This window comes from Paenarthrobacter sp. E2MeOHC11 (genome assembly GCF_058744955.1).
The window spans coordinates 2347535-2368510 of the sequence record NZ_CP196673.1 but is presented as its reverse complement, the minus strand read 5'-3'; the positions used below and the strand labels follow the sequence as shown (position 1 = coordinate 2368510).

Below are 20976 nucleotides of genomic sequence, written 5' to 3'. Positions count from 1 at the left end.
CTTTGTTTGCGGGGCGGCGGCGGGGTTACACCCGGTGGAGCGAGTCGTATTGGACGGCGTGGCGCACCGGGGCGTTGGGCGCCCCATAACCGTCATAGCTGCCCCGACGTTCCACCATTTCGAAGAACACACTGCCCACGGTGGCGGTGTAGAAGTGGAGGAATTCGCCGTTGGCGTCCCGGTCATACAGGAGGTTGAGCTCCTTGAGGGTGCCCAGGAACCCGGGTTCAAGATCGAACCGGGCGTCCAGGTCCTCGTAATAGTTGGCCGGAATCTGCAGGAACTCAAGGCCACGGTCGCGGGCTGACCTGGCCGTGGCCACGAGGTCGTCCACGGCGAAGGCGATGTGTTCCTGATACGTTTTGCGAGCTGTTTCCTGGGCTTGCTGGGCGGGCGCAAGGTTGAGGACCAGCCTGACCGCGCCGTTGCTTGTCTCCATGACCTGCGAGCGAACCAGTCCGCTGGGGCTGGGAACCTCCGCGAACGGCTGCGGTTCCAAGGCCAAAGCGCTGGTGTAGAAGAGGACGGCTTCATCGAAGTGCTGCCACGGCTGGGCGAGGTTGACGTGGTCGATGACCGCGTTCCGTTGCGCTGCGGAGTGTTCCAGGCCCTCGCCGAACTCGTGCGTCCATGCCGCGGTGCCGTCCGGGCTGCCCTGGCAGAGGAAGATCTCGGTGGAGTCCGGGGCTGAGATGCCTTGGAAGACTTCCTCGTCTGCCTGGACTTTGCGGGCCACCACGGGCGCCTTGAGTTGCTGGGCGCGAGCGGAGGCAATCACGGGAGAGTCGACGTCGAACCCCAAAGCGGCGATAGCCGGTTCCGAATGCGAGGCCGCTTGTTCGTTGATGATCACGCGGGCCTGGCCCATGGTCCACAGCTGGACATCCTTGGTGCGGTGGCGGCCCTCGAAGCCGAACCCGAGCTGGCCCAGGAGCTTCTCGAGCTGCGCGGTGTCGTCAGCCTTGACTTCGGCGAAGTTGAAGCCGGCGGGTTCGTTCACCTTGGGCAGCGTGGCCAGTTCCATGGGATAACGACGGCGGGACGAGCTACCGTTGCCGGCGGCGGTTTCACTGGAGGTGCTTGCGAGCCATTTGGCGCTCTGCTCCTCCAGCCAGATCAGGGAGCGCATGGCGTCCACGGCGGTGCGTTCGGTGTCGGACTGCCGGAAAACGTCATTGAAGACTTCCAGGGACACCGGGCCCGTATACCCCGCGCGGACCACGTGGCCCATGAACTTGGCGAGCTCGAACTGGCCTTCGCCCGGGAACACGCGGTAGTGGCGGCTCCAGGACAGCACGTCCATGGAGAGCTTGGGGGCGTCTGCAACCTGGACGAAGAAGATCTTCTCCGCGTTGATGTCCTCAATGGGCGCAGTGTCCCAGTCGCGGGACAGGATGTGGAAGGAGTCCAGGCACGTGCCCAGGTTGGGGTGGTCCACCATTTCCACCAGGCGGTACGCGTGCTCGTAGTCGTTGACGTACTTGCCCCAGGCCAGCGCTTCGTAGGCGACCTTGACGCCGTGATCCCCGGCCAGCCCGGCGAGTTCGGCCAGCTGGGAAGCGCGGAGTTCGTCGTCGTCGATTGTTGCCGTGGCTACGTTGGAGCACACCAGGATGGTGTCCATGCCCAGGCGGGACATGAGCTTGAACTTGGCCTCCGCCCGGCGAAGGTTGGCCTTCAGCAGGTCCGGAGTGACGCCGTCGAAATCCCGGAACGGCTGGTAAAGATCAAGGCCCAAGCCAAGATCTGCAGCCATGCTCCGGACTTCCTCCGGACTGTGCGGGGACGTGACGAGGTCTTGCTCGAAGATCTCGATGCCGTCGAATCCCGCAATCGCGCAGGCCTGCATCTTCTCCTTCAGCGTGCCGGACAGGCAGACCGTGGCGATTCCGGTGCGCATCAGTGGCCCGCCTTCGTCAGCTCGGGGGCCAGCGCGGCCGCGGCGTCTTCCACGGCGATCAGTTCCAGGAAGTGCGCCCGCATGCGTTCGCGGTTGGCTTCGCGCCCGGTGATGAGCTGGAAGGCATCCGCCGCCTGGCCGACTGCCATGCGACCACCGTCCAGGACATCGCAGCCCTTGGCGCGTGCTTCGCGGACCAGTTGCGTTTCGATGGGGCGGTAGACGATGTCGGCCACCCAGTGGCGCGGTTCCAGCTGTTCGATGTCCAAGGGAAGACCCGGGTGGGCCGCCATGCCGATGGGAGTGCAGTGCACCAGGCCGTCGGCGAGGGGCATGACCTGGCTCAGCTCGTTGGTGCTCCGCGGCGTGACGGTGGCTTCCGGGAAGAGCCCGCCGAGTTCGGAGGCACGTTCTGCGGCGCGGGCGGGATCCATGTCCACGAGGTCCAGCGTGCTGACGCCGGCCTTGAGCAGCGCGTACGCAACGGCGGAGCCGGCACCGCCTGCACCGAGCTGGACCACGCGGTCCAGCTTCGCGGCCGGCAGCCCTGTGGCGAGCGCCGCGCCGAAGCCGGAGAAGTCCGTGTTGTGGCCGATCAGCCGACCGTCCTGGATGAGGACCGTATTGACGGCACCCAGGCGACGGGCGTCGTCGGAAATTTCATCAAGGTGCCCAAGCACCAGCTGCTTGCACGGGTGGGTGATGTTCAGGCCGTTGAAGCCCATGCGCTGTGCTGCGGTCAGGAGATCACCGACGGCGGTGGCCGGCAACGCGAGTTCCAACAGGTCGATGGGGCGGTACAGCAAGCGAAGGCCCTGCACATCGGCTTCACGTTCGTGCATGGGCGGCGTGAGCGAGGGCATGACGCCTTCGCCTATGAGGCCCACCAGAACGGACTCGGCTCGGTTGCTCATCCTAAAGCTCCTTTGACTTCAGCACCGCGGGCTTCTTGCGCTTTTCTGGGGCGCCGCCTGACCGGGTGTTATTTAGATTACTACAAGTGTTCATATTCCGCACGCATGTTCTTATCGCGAACATTTGCTGGGAGCGCACCCTCTCAAGTCGCAGCTCAAGGCGTTATGAGGCCCTAAAACGGCTTTAACTGCGACTCAGTTGGGTCAGCGCTGGGGCAGGCGGGCCGCGAGTTCCGCCGCAGCCTCCTGCAGAGTGGGAACGTGGGCGATGAGTTCCTCCAGGGTCAGGCGGAAGACGGGCACAGCGACGGCCACGGAGGCGAAGGCGTGGCCCTGGGAGTTCAGAACCGGCACAGCAACAGCACGCATGCCAATCTCGTTCTCCTCATCCATCACCGCGTAGCCCTGCCGGCGTACCTGCTCGATCTCCGCCCGGAACGCGTCGCGGTCAGTGATGGAATGTTCCGTGAGTGGATCCAGGGGCAGCTCCTCCAGGAGGCGCTTCCGCTCGATCTCTTCTTCGAACGCCACAATGGCCTTGCCTACCGACGTCGTGTGCAGTGCACCCAGATGGCCGGGATCGCTGGTGACGCGGAAGGTCTTGGGGCCATCCACCTTATTGACCGTCAGATGATGGTTGCCGTCGCGGACGGACAGGATGGTGGCCTCATGCGTGCGCTCGGTAACGCGCTGCAGGACCGGCAAGGCAGTGGCGGCGAAACCGTGATGATTGGAAACCCTCTGACCGAGCTGGAACACGCGCAATCCCAGGTGGTAGCGGCGGCCATCAGGCTCGTAATCCACAAAGCCGTCGCGCGTCAGCGAGCCCAGCAGGCGATAGGTGGTGCTGAACGGCAGGCTGGCGCTCCTGGCCAGGTCAGCCGCACTTGCACCCCGCGGTTCATTGCCCAGAAGTACCAAAAGGCTTAGGGCTTTGCCGACCATGTCGGTCTTTGTGTCCTCTTTCACACTCATAGCTCGATGCTCTCACATAGTGAGAGCTATTTCTAGATGGTGGTGACATCTCTTGACAAGTGACCCCACTCACAGCCAGTATTGCTGTATTGCACAAGTAGCTCTCACCATGTGGTTACTTTCGGGATGATCCGGCCGCACCTCGTTCTGGTCTTCCCTTTGAAGCTAGATCCGCGACATCGTCGTCACAGAAGGAACCTCCCATGAGCCAAACAATGCCGTCAGCGACGCCAGGCACTGAAACAACCACCGGAACACCCAAGAAAGCCGCGCTTGCCAGCTTCCTTGGCAGCGCCGTCGAGTACTACGACTTCTTCATCTTCGGTTCTGCCGCGGCCCTGATCTTCCCCCACGTCTTCTTCCCATCGGCCGACGCCAACGCGGCCATCATGTCCTTCGCAACCTTCGGCTTCGCCTATGTTGCCCGGCCCGTCGGTGCCGTGATTCTGGGTCACTTCGGCGACCGTATTGGCCGGCAGAAGGTCCTGATGTTCACGCTGGTCCTGATGGGCGCAGCCACGTTCGTCATCGGCTGCCTCCCGGACTTCAAGACCATTGGCTGGTGGGCGCCCGTCCTGCTGGTCCTTGCCCGTCTTTGCCAAGGTCTTTCCGCGGCCGGCGAGCAAGCCGGCGCTTCCTCCATGACCCTTGAACACGCCCCGGACAACCGCCGCTCCTTCTTCACCTCCTGGACCCTTACCGGCACCCAGGGTGGCCAAATCCTGGCGGCACTGGTGTTCATCCCTGTGGTGGCACTGCCGGATGAGATCAAGTACGGCATCGGCTGGCGCATTCCGTTCTGGCTCAGCGCAGTGGTTGTCCTGGTGGCCTTCTTCATCCGCCGCACCCTCCACGAGCCGCCGGCCTTCGCGGAAGCCAAGAAGAACAATGAGATCTCCAAGCTCCCCGTTGCCGATCTCCTGCGGCTGCACTGGCGCGATGTTCTCCGCGTGGTCTGCTGCGCCTTCATCGCCGCAGTCAGCACTGTCTTTGGAACCCTGGCCATCAAGTACGCCCAGGATGTTGCCGGCGTCAACAGCACCATCACGCTCTGGCTGGTGGTCGCAGCAAACGTTGTTGCCCTGGGAACCCAGCCCCTGTTCGGCATGCTCGCGGACAAGATCGGCCGGAAGCCCGTCTTCATCTACGGAGCCTTCGCCAGCGCCATCATGACTCCGGTGTTCCTGCTGACCCTCGAGTCGGGCATGGTGCCGCTCATGTTCCTCGTCTCCGTGGTGTTCTTCTCCTTCGGATACGCCGCAGCAAACGCAGTATGGCCGTCCTTCTACGGTGAAATGTTCAGCACCAAGGTCCGCTTCTCCGGTCTGGCCATCGGCACGCAGCTCGGCTTCCTCATGGCAGGCTTCGCCCCGGCCATCGTCACCGCGCTGGGCGGAACCAAGCCCGGCGGATGGGTTCAGATCTCCATCTTCACCGCAGTCATCTGTGTGATCGCAGCCGTCTCAGCGATGACGGCCCGCGAGTCCGCAAAGACACCCACCGCAGAGCTCGGCCTTCACAAGCAAGCCCAGCACGCCTAAGTCTGACGCTCCCGCTTTGTCTGGTCTGGAGCACGGAAAGCCCGGGATGTCACCTGACATTCCGGGCTTTTCGCTGTGCCTGAGACGCGACAGGCCGAGACAACTGGGACGGAGCGCGCCGCGCCACCTGAGAGGAGCGTCTAACTGTCCTGCGCGTTGAACCTGTACATGAAGGCGGCCATGGCATCACGATTGACGGGCGTCAGGGGCCGGAAAGTGCGGTCATCCCAGCCGGTACTGATCTCCGTGGACGCCAACCACGCGATCTCCTTGTAGAACTGGGCGTTGGCCGGGACATCCACGAACGGGGAAGCGGCTGGCGGAACGAAGTCCGTGACCTTGGAGAAGCGGTACAGGAACGCGGCCATGGCATCCCGGTTGACAGGCTGCAAAGGCCGGAACGTCTGGTCCGGCCAGCCACCCGAGATCTTGGTTGACGCCAGCCAAGCAATTTCCTTGTAGAACTGGCTGGTGGTCGGAACGTCCACGAACGGCGACGAAGCCGGGGGCGAGAAGGCGGGTTGCCCTGCCAGTCGATAAAGGAACGCCGCCATGGCATCACGGTTCACAGGAAGGAAGGGGCGGTACGTAGCGTCAGGCCAACCCTTGGAGATACCAGTGGATGCCATCCAGCTGATCTGGTGGTCGAACTGCTGCCCCTCAACGATGTCCGCGAACCGCGTGGGCGACCAGTAGGTAAGGTCGGCACTTGTCTGCGCGCCGCTGGTCACGGCAATCTCCTTCGCTTCCGGCTCTTCAGCCACATTTCCGGAGAAGGTGGTGCCGGCCAACCGGACGTTGGTGGTGTTGCCCCGGAGACGGTACGAACCCGTAGTCAGCCCGGTGATCTCGTAGCGTCCTTGGGCATCCGTGACAGCCTTTCGGGTGCTTAGCGAACTATCGCGCGTGTAAGCCTCTACTACCGAGAACGGCAAAGGATGGGCTTGCTGGTCGCGGAGCGTCCCTGTAATGGTTCCACCATTGGTGGCAGTGAAGTCGAATCGTGTCTTTTCCTCATTTCCGGCGAGTGTGATGACCTGCGCGGCGTCAGCACCCTCATGCTCAAGGACTCCGCTGTAGAACTGCCCCTCGAAAGCCCTCCGCCCCGTGAAGATGTCCAAACCGAGCTTGTATTGTCCCGGCGCCAGGCCACTGACCGTGTAGCTTGTTCCGGTCTGGCCTACGATGATCTCCTTCACGACGTTTCCGTCCAGGTCCCACACGGAAATCTGGTGGCTTATGGTTCCAGCCGAAGGCCAAGGCCCGTCCACATACCCGCTGATGCTGGCTCCTGCGTCAGCGGTCATCGTGGCGTTCCAGACGTCCTGTTCCCCTGTGATGGAGACAGTTTCTGCTTCAGCGAAAGACGCGCCACCGCCATACCAAGCGGGCAGGACACCCCCGGTGACTCGAATTTTGTAGTCTCCGCTGGGGAGGCCCCGGAGATCATAGTTGCCGGTGGAGTCTGGGTATTCGGATGCTGCGACACCGCCCGAGGCGTCGATGGCCTCCACTTTCACCGTATTCGTGTCGACGTGGAAGGGCATGTCGACCCTGCCTTGGATCCGGCCGCCACCCATACGCAGGTCAATTCCGGTGACAGGCTGCCCCTCATTGACCAGCACGGGAACAAAGGTGTCGAAGTTTGAGCCGCCGTAGATTTCCTCGGGAAACCACGCGGCCTGGCTGGAATGGAAATAGATCTTGTACTCCCCCGCCGGCACGCCAGGAATTGTGTACGTACCATCGCGGTTCACCGTTCCCATCGGAACGGTGGAGGACGGGTTATAGAGATTGATGGCCCAAACGGCCACCTCGCCCAGGTCCACTCCCGAACGGACGGAAATGGTTCCGCTGATCGAACCGCCCGTCGTGCTGCTGAGCGTATCCGTCTCCGCCGGAACCGTCCTTTGGCCCGAGCCAATGGCGTGCGCCGGAACCATTCCCAACACCAACGAAGCAAGCAGTGTTGCCATCATCGCCAGGACAGCCACACGCCAACGCCGGATCCTCAAAAAAGACACGGATTCCCCCAAGATCAAGAGTGGATCGCCGTCCTCATCGCAGCGAATACGGCAATGCTAACGTTCGCCTCCGACAGAAATGGAATCCGTGTCTCAGCTACGACAGATAGCTACCGCGGGTTCAGCGCCACCGGTTTGAACGCGCCCCGGCCCGTCCCGGAGTACATCAACAACGTCCCGTCCCCTGCGACGCCCACCAGGGACGGATCGCCTGTACCGGTAAACGCGTTGCCGATGGCCGCGAAGGTGGTGAACATGTTCCAGCCCGAGCCCAGGTACTGCCGGGCGAGGAAACCTCCGCTGCCGTTGCCCGGGTAGAGCCAAAGTGCGCCGTCAGTCCCCCGAGCCAGCACGTCTTCCCTGCCATCGCCGTTGAAGTCGCTGCCCTGCATCACCGCATTGAAGATGTTCCAGCCGGTACCGATCTGTCGCCACGGCTGGAATCCGCCCGCACCGTTGCCCGGGTACAACCACATGCTGCCGTCAGCGGCCCTCGCCAAAATATCGGCGCGGCCATCACCCGAAAAATCGCCGGGTGCCAGCAGTTCTGTGAACCCTTGCCAGCCCGTCCCGATCTGCTTGCGGGCCAGGAATTGTCCCTTCCCGTCGGTTGGATAAAGCCACAGCGTCCCATCGGAGGCCCTCGCCACGAGATCCGGGTGCTTATCGCCGTCGAAATCCCCGGCACTGAGTACCGCCGTGAAGACGTTCCAGCCCGTCCCGAGCTGCACGCGCGGCAGGAAGCCACCCGACCCGTTGCCTGGGTAGAGCCACAGGACGCCATTGGTGCCACGCGCCAGGACGTCAGCGACAGCATCGCCGTCGAAATCCCCCGCCTCCCACACTTGGCTGAATTGGTTCCAGCCGGTTCCAATTGCCAGGCGGTCCGCGAAGCCGGCACCGTCACCCGGGTACAGGATCATGGACGCACCCGCGAGGACGTCAGCACGCTGATCGCCCGTCAGGTCCTGCCCGCCGACGATGTCGCCGGCGCCGTTCCAACCACTTCCGACGGCGGCACGCGGCAGGAAGCCGCCCCCACCATCGCCGGGGTAGACATAGAGCGTGCCGTCAGCAGCGCGGGCAAGGAGCCCGCCGGACCCGCCACCGAAGGAACCGGCAGGGGCGAGGCTGTTGAACGAATCCCAGCCCTGGCCGGCCAGCACCCTGGCAAGGAAACCACCCGAGCCGTTGCCCGGGTAGAGCCACAGGCGACCGTCCGTATCGGAGGCGATCACGTCCGCGCGACCATCGCCGTTGAAGTCACCCGGAGCTACTAACTGGGTGAAGCCCTGCCATCCGATGCCAACCTGGCTTCTGGGCAGGAATCCGCCCTTCCCGTTGCCCGGGTAGAGCCACAGGGCACCGTCGCTGCTGCGTGCCAGAATGTCCGCAAAGCCATCCCCAGTGAAATCGGAAGTGCCCAGCACTGCGTTGAAAATATCCCAGCCGGAGCCGATCCGCACCGAATCCTCCAGGCGGTTCCCGGGCAGGCCCGCGAAAAGAAGCAAGGAGCCGTCGGCTTCGCGGGAAATGACATCGGCGAGTTTGTCGCCGTCGAAATCACCTGCTGAGAACCGCATTCGCGTCTTGAGCTTGGGATCGGCGTTGATGGTGACCGTCGCCGAGGTCGACGAGACGGAATTGATGGTCACCTTGGTACCCGTGTAGGTGGTGAACGTGCTGCCGGCCTGCCACGCGTGGTTCTTTGCGTAGTAGGGCTCAGTGAACGGAACGGTCGACGGCATGAGGATCAGTGACGAGGCAATGGTGGCCCCGCCGCGCTGGACGATTTTGACGCCCTTGTTACCGCTCTGCGTCGATGCCGAGAGGTAGTTGTCGTAGCCCACCGGTTGCCGAAGTTCCAGGTAATAGACCTCGCGGCTGATGGGATCCGTGAACTTGATGGCCCGCTGCGCCTCAGTGCCGCCCCATGGCTTGAGGGTGTAGCTCTTGACCCCCGCGGCAACGCCCACGTCTCGGATTTCGTCGCCGCGTCCCAGCCCGGCGAAGTCCCACAGCGTGGAACTCACCACGGGCGAGGCGTACTGCGCTGCACCCATGATGTCCGTGGTGTCGCCGTACTCGCGGATGTAGCAGGAAGAGTCGGTGAAACGCCCGTTGCTGTCCACCCCAACGTCGGAAGCACCGCTGCGGCACTGCAGCGCATCGGCGTGCATCAAGCCGATCACGTGACCGAATTCGTGGCTCATCACATTGTTGGAGAAGTTGCTGATCTGCGGCATCAGGACGCGACCACTGTAGCTGCCGCTGCTGTAGCCGGCGCCCAGCGCATTCCCGGACAGCGTGGCCGTGGGAACGAAGATCACCAACGCCGTGTAAGGGCTCGCGGACCACTTCAGCTCGCTGGTGATGGTGGACATGATGGTGCTGTAACTGTCCGTGGACTTCGCCTTGGACTGGTGCCCGGCCACCTTGCTGGCAACGGACATGGACAGCTTGTTGGCCGTCATCGCTTTCCAGTAGCTGCTGGTCGCAGCCACGGCCTGCTCGGCACCCGCCATCGAAACCGGGTTGGTGTTGTCCGCCAGCTTGGCCGTCACCAGGCGGACGCGGATATCTCCGCCCGGACCGGCGGCCAGCGCCCCGTCGCGGAGGAGGGAGTCGACGTCGGCCTGTCCCTTGGGTGCGTTGTCGACGGGAGGCGTCTCGAACGTATGCTCCGAGTGCGGTGTTCCTTCCACGAACTGGACGTTCGGATTGTCCGGCCCCGGCAAGGGAACGGCCGTGGCCGGCGCCTGGACGAAAAACAGGCCCGCGGCAAACACCACCAGGCCTGTAGACAACGCGATCGATCGCCGCAAAACACCCATTGAATCTCCCCGGGGATGGAGCCTGTTGGTTCCTGTGAGTCTCAGGAACCGAGATCAGGCTACAGCCGCGGCCGCAGTGCACCCGGAAGGCGGGGCGGGGCCACCGGAAATGCAAGCAACCCGGAATGCTAACCGGACCCTAACCGCCCCGAAATACCGTGGCAACATTGGCCCGCCACACTGGAATAGCCGGCAAGTGCAGGCACAAGCTCCAGCCCAGGAGGCCACAATGTTGAAGGAAGTCACAACACACACAACACGTATACGCGCGATCAGCCAGCTCCACCGTGGAGACGAGATCGAAGCCCGCCTGTCCGTGGGACCCGCCTACGATGACGTGGTCATCCGCCGCGGACAGGTCCAGGAAACCGCGCCGGGAATCGGCGTCGTCTGGATCATGGATCACGCCTCAGGTATGAGGAAGGCCATCAATACCGACGAATGCAGTGTTTGGCGCGTCGCCTGAACCGGCTTGACCCCAAAACCCACTCAGCCACCGGCCACGGACTGGACAATCAGGACCTCCTGGCCGGCCGCGACCTCCGTATCAAGACCCTTCAGACGCCGGACCTCATCACCGTTCACGTAAATATTCACGAAACGGCGGAGCGCCCCGGTTTCATCACGCAAACGCCTGGCCAGCACCGGATAATCTCCGGTCACAGAATCCAGCAACTGTCCCACGGTCACAGCCCCGTCGGCGGACGCAGTCAGATAGGACTGTCCGCCGACGAGCGGCTGCAGGACACCAGGCAACAGGACCGTAAAGTCAGCCACAACGCACCTAACCAGGTACCGGGGCGCTGGATTGATCGTCCGGAGTGGGGTCAATCGACCGGGCCGCTTCCTCCACTATCACTGCGGCTTCGGCAATCACAGTGGCTTCCGCCGCAGCCAGCGGGGCTTCCACGCCTGCGGCGTTGCCAACCACGACGGCGGCACGCACGCACAGTACGTCCGGTAGGTGCGAGGCCACTTCAGTAAAGGTCCCGCCCTCGTCGGCGCTGGCGTACACGGCACCGCCGCGGGTTCCGAAATACACCCCAACGGGTTCGGCTTTGTCTACGGACGCCGCATCGCGCAGGACGGCGTTGTATTCGTGGTCCGGAAGTCCCGTGTGCAGTTCAGTCCACGAGTTTCCTGCATCGTTGGTTCGGTGCACGCTGAGCTTGCTGTCAGGTGGGATGCGTTCGCCATCGGCCTTCAACGGAATGACCCAAGCCGTGCCCTCGCGGCGGGGATGCGTCAGCATGACGAAGCCAAAGTCCGCCGGCAGCCCCTCCGCGATGGAATCCCAATTCTCACCGTTATCGTCCGTGCGGTACACGCCGTGATGGTTCTGCGCATACAAGCGGCCCTCGACGGCGGCATCCGCTGCGATCTTGTGAACGCACTGGCCGAACTCCGGATTGGGATCGGGCATGAAGTAGGCCGAGATTCCCTTGTTGCGGGGCTCCCAGGACGTCCCGCCGTCGAGCGATCTGTAAACGCCGCCAGTGCTCATGGCGATGTGGACCTTTTCGCCGGACGGATCAACCACGATCGAGTGCGCAGCCGCGCCACCATAGCCGGCGCCCCATTCGCTGCGATGCGGGTGGTCCCACAGCCCGCGGTTGAGCTCAAAGTGCTCGCCGCCGTCGGTGGATTTCCACACGGAAATCGGTTCGCAACCAGCCCAAACGACGCCGGGGCGGGAGTCGGCGTCGGGGTGGATCTGCCAGATGCGTTCCAAGGCGGCGTCGGTGCCGTCCGGGAATTTGATGGCGCCTAGCTCAGGCTCGGTCCAGGTGGCCCCAAGGTCGTCGGAGTGGGCCACGGTGGGGCCCCAATGCTCTGATCGCACACCCACCATGATCCTGGTTTTGCCGTCCCGCGTGTCTATCCCGATGCTGGGTATCTCGCTCATCAGGAAGTGCGGGCCGGAGAGGGACCATTCCTTGCGGTCCGGGCTGGTAGCCAGCCACAGGCCTTTCTTGGTCCCGATCGCTAAGACATAGCTCTCTGCGGTATCTGCGGTTGCCATGAGTCCCATCGAACCATCAGGGCGGGTGGGTGGCAAGGGTGGGATACTGGCCGATTTTGCGGGACGGCGGCCGGCATATTCCATCGCCGATAAATCAGTATCGATTCCGTTATTGGCGTGCCTGGGAAAATCTGCTGTTTCCTCGACTGCTGGGCCCTTCGCTGGTTCTCGTGTTTTTTATTTCGGCCGCAGGCAGCATTGCAGGCATGGCAGCGGTCCGCATTAAAAGGCCCGCGGAACCTTAGAAGGCCCCGTGAAATCAGCCGCAAACAAGAGCCAGTGCAGGGCGTCCCCGAACGGGCGCTGACCCGCGAGGCAGCGCCCAACGCCGAACAAACGTGGCTCACGTCCGGGTTCGGATTCCTCCGGGTTCGGATTCCCCTCACTGATCCCTATTCACTAAAGTGAGAAAACATGCTTGACTGTTGGCTTTGTGGCCAAAAGCCAGTTGAGCAACAAATGCGGGGGATTAAGTGAAGCACGGAGATAGCGATCATTCGAGGGTAACAAATGAGGGATATTTGGTGCTCGGAAGTTAGCGGCGCAGCGCCATGATTGCACAATCAGTTCAAGAGGGAGCCATAGTCCTGGACCCCTTCTCCGTCAGGATCGTCCTCGGCCTGGTCACTCTGACCTTGATCGTCATTTCCTGTGCCTCGTCCCAACGGAGACGCTCGCCCTACGCCGAGTGGTGGCGGGTAGCCCTGTGCCTCTTTTTCGTTGGCAATGCAGCCTTCCTGCTGAACGGTACGGCCGCCCAGCTGTGGGCCAATCCCGCCGGCAAGACCCTTGTTGTCGCGGGGACATTCTGTGTCTGGGCGGGGGCACGCACCCTCCGCGACCGCCGGGCAAGCGCGTGGCTGCTGTTGCCGGCTCCCCTTCTCAGCGGCTTTGCATCCGTTCTGGACGATCCGGGAAACAGCGTGTGGTCCGGCGGCTTGGTGTACCTGTGCCTGACGACGCTGGGAATCACGTTGGCAGCGATGGAACTGTGGTTCGCGAAACCTGCCCGGTCCAGGATCACCAAATTCCTGTCCATCGTCGCCGGGCTGACGGCCTTGTACTACCTGTTCCGGGCAGTGACCTTCGTTCTGGCCGGACCGGGCAACGAGGTTTTCCGGACCTTCTTTGGCTATGCGCCGGCTGCCCTGATGCATTTGATGCTGCTGGTGGCCGTGTCCTCCACCATGAATACGCTCAGCAACAAGCAGTTGATCAAACGCCTCCGGGAACGGGCGGATCGTGATCACCTGACCGGGTTGCTCAACAGGGGTGCTTTCCTGGAGCTGGCCTCCCGGCAGTTGGCGGGCCCTGCGTCCCATCACGGTGCGGCCCTGGTCCTGGCCGACCTGGACCATTTCAAGGCCGTCAATGATGAACACGGGCACTCGGCCGGTGACGCGGCCCTCCGCGCCTTCGCCACAGCCTGCACTGCCTCGGTCAGGTCGACGGATCTCGTGGCCCGATACGGTGGGGAGGAATTCATCCTGTTCCTGCCTGGAGCTACCCAACAACGGGCTGAGGTCATCGCTTCAGAAATCAGTAGCCGCCTATCGGCGATGCAGGGCCCGGATGGCTTGCCGTTCCCAACAGTCAGCTACGGCGTCACCTCGACAAGCACCGACGTTCCGGACCTGGCCTTCATGATCAACGTGGCAGATGCCGCCCTTTACAGTGCGAAAGCCCAGGGCCGGAACAGGGTCGTAGGCGCAGAGCCGGCGGAAACGGAACCAGCGGCAGAAGCCGGCCACCCGACGTCGTAGTTTCCACCGATACGTAGTACATGGGCACACGATGCAGGGCGTCGCGCCTCACCCCCCAGGCTGTTTCCATGGCCCGACGTTATGCCTAGGCTGTGGGGGGCAAGTGAGACTGGTTCCCACCCGTGGATCACGGAGAACAACGACGACGGAGAACGACGATGACTGACGCAAATATCAACGCCCGTGCACAGCAGCTCAAAGCCCTGCATGAGGCACCGGAAATCCTGAGTGTGGTCAATGTGTGGGACGCCATCAGTGCCCGGACAATTGCAGCACTGCCTGAGACGAAGGCCATTGCCACTGCGGGGCATTCGATTGCTGCAGCCTTTGGCTATGCCGACGGAACCATGCCCTTGGACGTCGCACTGGACGGCGTGAAACGCATCGTCGACGCGGTGGATCACCCGGTCACTGCCGACCTGGACGATGGCTACGACAACCCGGCCGAGACCATCCGCCGGGCGATGGGGATCGGCGTAGTTGGTGCCAACGTCGAAGACCGGCTTCGGCCCTTCGACGAGGCCGTGGCCCGCGTGCAGTCGATCATGTCGGCAGCCGCCGACGAAGGCATCCAGTTCCAGCTGAACGCACGCACCGACGCGATCGCCCGGGGCGGGGACCGGCCGATCAAAGACAGCATCGAGGACGCCATCGCCAGGGGACGCGCCTTCCTGGACGCCGGCGCTGCGCTGGTTTTCGTGCCAGGCGCCATGACCCGTGAAGTCATCGAACCGCTGGTTGAAGGCCTCGGTCACGGGAAGCTCTCCGTGATCGGTGCACCTGGAGCCCTGCCCGCTGCCGAGCTCCAGAAACTGGGTGTGGCCCGCGTGTCCTACGGCCCGTTTACCCAGCGCGTGGCCCTGCGTGCACTGCAGGACCTCGCCACCGACCTGTACGGCTCGGGAGTGATCCCTACTGACACCCCGGCCCTCAACTAACCTGAAGCAGTCGCCGGCTGCCTGACCTGCCCTGCCTGCGAAAGGCGCGGCAGGTCAGGAGCCCGAGCGGGTGTCGAACGCCGCCGCAGACTCCCGGAGCAGCCGGGCCACCGTGTCCACGGGCAGGCTCGCCGCCCTTCGCCGGTCGAAGCGTCGCAAGGCGATGTGCCGGGTCCCCAAACCGGGAACGTCCAGGATGTCCACTTGGTCATGGACCACGCCGGTGAGCGCCAAGGTGGGCACGATGGCAACCCCCTCGCCGGCAGCGACGAGTGCCAGCGCGGTGAGTGTGTCGTGGTACTGATGAACAGTCTCAATCCGGGCACCCGTCGAGTGGCGGAGACGCCCGAGCACTGCTGTGTTGGCTGCTGACGGCTCGACTCCCAGCCACGGCAAGTGCAAACGGGTCAGGTCGATGTTGTCCGTGCCCAGCAGGGTTCCTGTGGGCACCACGAGCTTCCATGGTTCGTCCAGCAGGGGTTCCTGCACCATTCCGGCCGCCATCGGATGCTGCTCGGCCGCCGTCGAGTCCTGTTCAATCACCACAGCATCGAGCTGGCGTTGGCGGAGCAGCCGCATCAGCGCGGGATAGGAATCCTCCACGATCTGAATCTGCAACTGGGGGTATTGGTTGCGCCACTCCGGAAGACGCGGGATCACCACTGTCCGCATGAAACTGGTGAATCCGCCCACGCGCACAACACCTGCGATGTTGACCTCGCTTTGCATCCGGGCGCGGGCCACGTTGAGGGCTCGTTCTATCTCTTCCCCCGCCTCGGCCATGGCCAGGCCTGCGGGTGTGAGCACTGAGCCTTTAGGGGTTCGCAGGAGTAGCGCCTGCCCTGCCTCGTTCTCGAGTTTGCTGAGCTGCTGCGACACCGCGGAGGGCGTAATCCGCAGTTCATCAGCTGCCGCGAGGACGCCGCCGGTACGGGCAACAGCGAGAAGAACCAGCAGTCGACGCGGGTCCATATCCATGTTAAGCGCTCCTAAACACGGGCTTCAGAATATTGCAATTGAACTAAACGGCTTACTCACTCAATATTGACTCAAAAGCACGATTCCGTCGCCCAACACCGACTACCGAATCAAGCCTCCACTCCGGACTACACGCCGCCCGCCGGCTTCATCCGAGTGCCCAAAATCATGAAAGGACTCCCATGGAAATGCTGTTCGAAATCACCGGCTGGGCCGGCGCAGTGGCAATGCTCGGCGGCTACATGGGAGTGTCACTGGGCTGGTTGCAGGCGGGCAGCACCTTCCAGACGGTCAATCTTTTTGGTTCATGCGCGTTCATCGTCAATGGCACGCTCCATGGAGCCTGGCCCTCCGTCGTGACGAATGTCGCCTGGTTCCTGATCTCGGCAGTGGCTCTTCTCCGGATGCGGGCCAAGCAGCGGCCTGCGCGGGTCGCAGCCCAGGCTCCGGAAAGCCCGTCACTGCGCCCGGACACTGCCGCCCAGGTCATCGTCGCGGCAGCCCGCCCGGCCGCCAGCTGCGCGTAGTCCTGGCACCAGAAGCAGTCCTCCATCACAAAAGGTAACGTCCCGCCGTCGCCCCCGGGACCGCAGCCTATTCTGGGCAGTAGCCGCCGCCCGACCGTGAAGGAAGCCCATGCCCATCCCCGAACACCCCCTGCGCAAGCTTGGTTTCCTCACTATCGGCCTGTTCGATCCAGCTGACCCAGCCGCCGGGCACCAATCGACGTTGGAGATCATCGAGCTCGGCGAGCGGCTGGGGTTCGACAGCGCCTGGCTGCGGCACCGCCACCTGCAGTTCGGGATCTCCTCACCTGTTGCGGTCATGGCCGCGGCAAGCCAGCGCACCTCCAGGATTGAGCTCGGCACCGCCGTGACGCCGTTGGGTTGGGAAAACCCCTTGCGGCTGGCCGAAGATCTGGCCACCGTGGACCTGCTCTCCGGTGGGCGGATCAACCCGGGGCTGAGCGTCGGCGAACCCATGAACTTCGACACTGTGAAACATGAGCTCTATCCGGACACCGCTGACGTGGAGGACTTCAGCTACGCACGGGTGGACCGGCTTGCCCGTCTGATAGCCGGCGAAAAAGTGCGGGACTTCTCCGGGAAGCAAGGCGTAGTGGAGGAATTCTCCAACCGCGTGGAGCCGCACTCCGCCGGGCTTCGTTCGCGTCTTTGGTATGGGGCGGCAAGCATGAAATCGGCCATGTGGGCCGGAGAAAACGGCTTCAATCTGCTCTCCAGCAGCGTCATCTTCCCCGACAAGGACCAGGAGCCGGATTTCGCCGGGGTCCAACAGTCACAGATCCGCGCTTACCGCGCGGCCTCCGCCCTGGCAGGGAACACTGCCCGGGTATCGCAGGGCCTGGTGGTAATTCCCACGGATTCGGCATCACCGGCCCAGCGGCAGAAGTACCAGCGGTACGTGGACGAACGCACACCACGCACACGCACACCCCAAGGACCGAAGCGCATGATGTTCGCCCAGGACATCATCGGTACCAGCGATGACATCGCCGAGCAGCTCTACGCCCATCAGGGATTCCAGGAAGTCGACGAGGTTGCCTTCGCGCTGCCCTTCAGCTTTGACCAGGAGGACTATGTACAGATCCTCACCGACATCGCGGGCAAGCTGGGACCGGCCCTGGGATGGAAACCGGCCGGCTAAGCAGCCTCGTCAGTCCACGAACTCCGACTGCGTCTCAATGAAGTCCCAATCGGCGACGGTCAGCACACCGCTGACCTTGTCCCGGTGGGGTCCGCCGGCTTCGGCAATATGCTGCAGCACTTGCAGCGGAAGTTCGTCGGCACGCAGGTTTTCGCGCAGCCATTCCTTGCTGTCCAAGTGCAGATCGAGCCACCACATGTAAATTTCCATCGCAGACCGCCTTCCTTCGAATTAACCGTAGGCCGGGGCAGTTGCGTCTACAAGGGTCCCGGCCTACGGGCTCTTGTGGCGGGGCGGGCTTAGGGCCAATCTATTCCTAGGGGCACTCCCGACTCACTGGATGTGCGGCGGATTGCCCTCTGCACAAGGGATCCGCGATGGACTGTGACATCGAGCTGGAAATTGATACCGGCTCCGCACGCGGCGAATATACGGTGCACGTGGTCCGTGCCCCGGCGGGAGGCCACGCTTCGGGGGCATTCACCCTTGACGTGGACGGCATCCTGGACCGGCTCCCCCAACTGGAGGCCACCGTACTTGCTTCCGCTGTTGCCGCCCGCAGGACCATGCCCGTGGCCGAGATGGCCGTCCGCGAGGTTGGCCAGGAGCTGTTCCAGGCGCTGTTCACCCGCGAGGTCTACGGCACGTACCGGGCAAGCCTGGGTGCGGCGCAACACGCCGGCCAGCAACTGAGGGTTGTCCTGCGACTGGCAGCCCCGGAACTGGCCACCATGCCTTGGGAGACCCTGTTCGATCCGGAAACCGAAACGTACCTCTGCCAGACCGAGCCCCTGCTCCGGCACGTCCCCGCCCCCGATTACAACCTGAACCCCTTGGATGTGGCGCCTCCGTTGCGCATCCTCGGGATCGTGGCCTCACCCCGGGACCTGCCCACTTTGGACGTCGATGCGGAGAAGGACCACTTGGGCCGGGCTCTTGCCGGTCCGGTCTCCGAAGGCCGGGTGGAGCTGGTTTGGGCAAAGAGCGGCACTTGGGATGACGTGCAGTCCATGCTGCTAACCGGCCCCTGGCATGTGGTCCATTTCGTGGGACACGGCGACTACGACTCCCGTACCGACGAAGGCCGGATAGCGCTGGTGGGGCCGGATGGCAGGGCCGCGATGGTCCGTGCCGTCCGACTCATGGCCCTGCTCAGCGTCGCCGCACCCCGTCCCCGGTTGGTGGTGCTGAACTCGTGTTCCTCCGGCGAAATGGGGCAGTCAGACCTCTTCTCAGGCACCGCGTCGGCCTTGGTCCGGAGCGGCATCGGAGCCGTGGCAGCAATGCAGTTCGCCATCAGCGACTACGCCGCAATCGCCTTCGCCCACGGTTTCTACGCCGCCATCGCAAACGGCCGCACAGTGGACGAGGCAGCACGGATCGGCAGGATCTCGGTCATGGCCAGCCCGGACGGCACCCTGGAGTGGGTCACCCCTGCCCTCTACGTCCGCGGCGGCTCCACCCAACTGTTCACCTTGAAGGGAACGCCCCGCGCGCCCGGTTTCGTTGACGGGACAGGTTCGGTTGCGGGCACTGGTTTTGCTACCGGCACGACGGCGGCAACATCAGCGGGTGGCCAGGCTGCGGGTTCGACGGCGGTCACCCCGGCGGGCGGTCGGGCGGCAGTCCTACCGGGATTTGCCGGTGGTTCCGGAAGCGGTGCTGCGCAGGCCATGAAACGCGCCCAACTGCGTGCGTTGTATGTTCAGGCATCGGCGGAACTGCGGGCACGGCGCTTCGAGCAGGCCGTAGAGCTGTTCGAAGACCTCCTGACACTGGAACCCGGATATCGCGACGCCACAGCCTTGAAGGACAACGCGCGGCACCGGCTTGAGTTGGCCCGGACGTACAGCGAAGCGCTTGAAGCTGAAGAAGCGGGCGATTGGTTGGCTGCGGCAGATGGCTTCGCCGTGGTCCAGGACGACCCCGCGTACCCAGAAGCCGCGGCCCGGAGGCAGGACTCCGAACGCCGGCAACGGGTCTCGGACCTGCAGGGCGAGCTGCGCTATCACTCCTCCCTCGGCTCGTGGGAGGCGGTGCTGGACGTCTCGGATGAGTTGGCAGCCGTGGACGCCGGCGCAACGGATCCCGACGGACTCGCCACGGCAGCGCGGGCAGAAATCGAGAAGGCCAGGCCCAAGGAGCCACCCCCGGCTGAGGTGCCTGTGGTTGCCGGGGCCACTGAAGATGAGACACCACATGGCTCCTACACAGCGGCCGATCCACCGTTGCGGCCACTACGGAAACCGACGCCGGCACACACCGTCGCCGCGGACCAAAGTCCCGGCCCTGGGACTGGCGCCAGGGAACGCTCCCGCACGAACCCCGCCCCAACTACCGGCCTCGAAGCACGTCCGGCCCCTGACCCAACCCCGGACGAAACCAAAGCTGAGGCACCCGACGGCGTCCCGGCGTCGGGCGCTGGCGTTTCAGCACCCGACCCCGGAGGCGGGCCGGAGCCGCTGCTGTGGACGCCGTTGGCGTGGGGCGGCGCCGCGCTGGCTGTTGCAGGCGGCGTGGGAGCGTGCTTCGCGGTGTTCTTCATGTGGTTCGACGTCGAGTTCTGGCAGGACAACGGCGGCGACATCGTTCTTCGGGTCCTTTATGGGCTGTTGGCTCCTATCGGGTTCCTGCTGTTGGCCGTCGCGGGCCTCCCGGAGCGATCAGCCCAAGGAAGGTTGGCCATGGCGGGCGTTGTGGTTTCCCAGGCCGTTTTTGGCTTGGCCGGCCTCAACTACACGGTGGAGGTAACCGCAGTCGTGTCCAGCTTTATCCTGTGCGTTTTTGGGCTGTGGGCGGGCGTCCTGGCACTCCGGAATCCGGCACAACGGACTCTCGCATGGTTCTTGCTGCTGCCCCCTGTGCTGCAGCCCATCATCTGGATTCAAGGGAAAGGCGTGTTCATGGAGAGCTGGTATATGACGCAGGCGCTGCCATTGCTCCTTCATTTGCTGCTGCTTTGCTCGGTGGGCATTGGAATCATGGTGACTGCCCGCAGGCTTCGTCCGGTTGCTGAAGCGGGGACCGCGCCATGAGCAGGCTGGTTGAGTTCACTACCGACGACGGCGGCACGGTTGTTGTGGAGGTCGCGAGCGCTGCGGGGAGCCTGGTGACCAGGGGCGGCGATCATGCAGGGGATCATTCCGGCATTTTCGCGCGGGCCCAGCAGACCTTCGAGCGGGCGTTGGCGCATGTGCGCCCAGCGGTTCAGGGGGTCATCGATGAGCTCCTTAGCCTGGAGAACCGTCCGGATGAGGTGAGTGTGGAATTCGGCATCGACCTTCATGCGGAGGCGGGCGCGTTCATTGCATCGGCGAGCACGGGCTCCAATTTCACAGTGCGCCTCACGTGGAACAGGCCCTCTGAAAGCTAACCCGCAGTAGCCCCCAAACAGCCTGTTCATTGGATCGCCCCGGCG

Annotated in this window: 17 protein-coding genes; 8 read left to right on the top strand and 9 right to left on the bottom strand. The window is 63.7% G+C overall.

All coding sequences use genetic code 11. The annotated features are described in order from the left end of the window. Window positions 1-25: 25 nt before the first annotated feature. The 3 genes from ACSSVG_RS11040 to ACSSVG_RS11030 form a co-directional block, all read right to left on the bottom strand. Complete coding sequence (locus ACSSVG_RS11040) at window positions 26-1900, bottom strand: bifunctional sugar phosphate isomerase/epimerase/4-hydroxyphenylpyruvate dioxygenase family protein (protein WP_492418901.1); 1875 nt, start codon at window positions 1898-1900, stop codon at window positions 26-28. Beyond that, window positions 1900-2814, bottom strand: coding sequence for a shikimate dehydrogenase (locus ACSSVG_RS11035; protein WP_492418899.1), 915 nt, complete (start codon window positions 2812-2814; stop codon window positions 1900-1902). The genes ACSSVG_RS11040 and ACSSVG_RS11035 overlap by 1 nt, the downstream gene beginning before the upstream one ends. 204 nt (window positions 2815-3018) lie before the next feature. Beyond that, entirely contained in the window at window positions 3019-3789 is a 771-nt protein-coding gene (locus tag ACSSVG_RS11030) for an IclR family transcriptional regulator (RefSeq protein WP_231340354.1), read from the bottom strand. A gap of 203 nt (window positions 3790-3992) precedes the next feature. On the opposite strand from ACSSVG_RS11030, the gene ACSSVG_RS11025 reads away from it, so the two are divergent. Continuing rightward, window positions 3993-5330, top strand: a complete 1338-nt coding sequence (locus ACSSVG_RS11025) for an MFS transporter (protein ID WP_231340353.1) — start codon at window positions 3993-3995, stop codon at window positions 5328-5330. A gap of 140 nt (window positions 5331-5470) precedes the next feature. Here ACSSVG_RS11025 and ACSSVG_RS11020 read toward each other — a convergent pair whose 3' ends face one another. Continuing rightward, window positions 5471-7354: an S-layer homology domain-containing protein gene (locus tag ACSSVG_RS11020; RefSeq protein WP_492418896.1), complete on the bottom strand. Its 1884-nt coding sequence runs from the start codon at window positions 7352-7354 to the stop codon at window positions 5471-5473. 110 nt (window positions 7355-7464) lie between these two features. Continuing rightward, entirely contained in the window at window positions 7465-10188 is a 2724-nt protein-coding gene (locus ACSSVG_RS11015) for an FG-GAP-like repeat-containing protein (RefSeq protein ID WP_492418894.1), read from the bottom strand. Window positions 10189-10417: 229 nt separating this feature from the next. Here ACSSVG_RS11015 and ACSSVG_RS11010 point away from each other — a divergent pair, with 229 nt between their 5' ends. Then, the gene (locus ACSSVG_RS11010) at window positions 10418-10654 is read left to right on the top strand and encodes a hypothetical protein (protein WP_089597727.1); all 237 of its coding nucleotides are present in this window, start codon (window positions 10418-10420) and stop codon (window positions 10652-10654) included. A gap of 23 nt (window positions 10655-10677) precedes the next feature. Here the strand turns inward: ACSSVG_RS11010 and ACSSVG_RS11005 are convergent, their stop codons facing one another. Together ACSSVG_RS11005 and ACSSVG_RS11000 are read right to left on the bottom strand one after the other, a co-directional pair. Then, window positions 10678-10965, bottom strand: a complete 288-nt coding sequence (locus tag ACSSVG_RS11005; RefSeq protein WP_159707990.1) for a MoaD/ThiS family protein — start codon at window positions 10963-10965, stop codon at window positions 10678-10680. 7 nt (window positions 10966-10972) lie between these two features. Beyond that, on the bottom strand, window positions 10973-12220 hold the full coding sequence (locus tag ACSSVG_RS11000; protein WP_492418892.1) for a WD40/YVTN/BNR-like repeat-containing protein: 1248 nt from the start codon (window positions 12218-12220) through the stop codon (window positions 10973-10975). Between the two features lie 542 nt (window positions 12221-12762). On the opposite strand from ACSSVG_RS11000, the gene ACSSVG_RS10995 reads away from it, so the two are divergent. After that, entirely contained in the window at window positions 12763-13974 is a 1212-nt protein-coding gene (locus ACSSVG_RS10995; RefSeq protein ID WP_492418890.1) for a GGDEF domain-containing protein, read from the top strand. A 158-nt stretch (window positions 13975-14132) separates the two neighbouring features. Next, window positions 14133-14912: an isocitrate lyase/PEP mutase family protein gene (locus ACSSVG_RS10990; RefSeq protein ID WP_231342822.1), complete on the top strand. Its 780-nt coding sequence runs from the start codon at window positions 14133-14135 to the stop codon at window positions 14910-14912. Window positions 14913-14966: 54 nt separating this feature from the next. On the opposite strand, the gene ACSSVG_RS10985 is transcribed toward ACSSVG_RS10990, so the two are convergent. Then, on the bottom strand, window positions 14967-15890 hold the full coding sequence (locus ACSSVG_RS10985) for a LysR family transcriptional regulator (RefSeq protein WP_492418888.1): 924 nt from the start codon (window positions 15888-15890) through the stop codon (window positions 14967-14969). 182 nt (window positions 15891-16072) lie between these two features. On the opposite strand from ACSSVG_RS10985, the gene ACSSVG_RS10980 reads away from it, so the two are divergent. Both ACSSVG_RS10980 and ACSSVG_RS10975 read left to right on the top strand, forming a co-directional pair. Next, window positions 16073-16417, top strand: a complete 345-nt coding sequence (locus ACSSVG_RS10980; RefSeq protein ID WP_492418886.1) for a CBU_0592 family membrane protein — start codon at window positions 16073-16075, stop codon at window positions 16415-16417. 109 nt (window positions 16418-16526) lie between these two features. Beyond that, window positions 16527-17558 (top strand): LLM class flavin-dependent oxidoreductase, encoded by a 1032-nt coding sequence (locus tag ACSSVG_RS10975; protein ID WP_492418884.1) that lies wholly within the window; start codon window positions 16527-16529, stop codon window positions 17556-17558. A gap of 9 nt (window positions 17559-17567) precedes the next feature. Here ACSSVG_RS10975 and ACSSVG_RS10970 read toward each other — a convergent pair whose 3' ends face one another. Next, a complete protein-coding gene (locus ACSSVG_RS10970) occupies window positions 17568-17768 on the bottom strand; it encodes a hypothetical protein (protein ID WP_231342827.1) in 201 nt (66 codons plus the stop codon). A 167-nt stretch (window positions 17769-17935) separates the two neighbouring features. Here ACSSVG_RS10970 and ACSSVG_RS10965 point away from each other — a divergent pair, with 167 nt between their 5' ends. Both ACSSVG_RS10965 and ACSSVG_RS10960 read left to right on the top strand, forming a co-directional pair. Then, entirely contained in the window at window positions 17936-20593 is a 2658-nt protein-coding gene (locus ACSSVG_RS10965) for a CHAT domain-containing protein (RefSeq protein ID WP_492418882.1), read from the top strand. Continuing rightward, window positions 20590-20931: a CU044_2847 family protein gene (locus ACSSVG_RS10960; RefSeq protein ID WP_231342830.1), complete on the top strand. Its 342-nt coding sequence runs from the start codon at window positions 20590-20592 to the stop codon at window positions 20929-20931. Before ACSSVG_RS10965 ends, ACSSVG_RS10960 begins: the two co-directional genes overlap by 4 nt. Window positions 20932-20976: the final 45 nt, after the last annotated feature.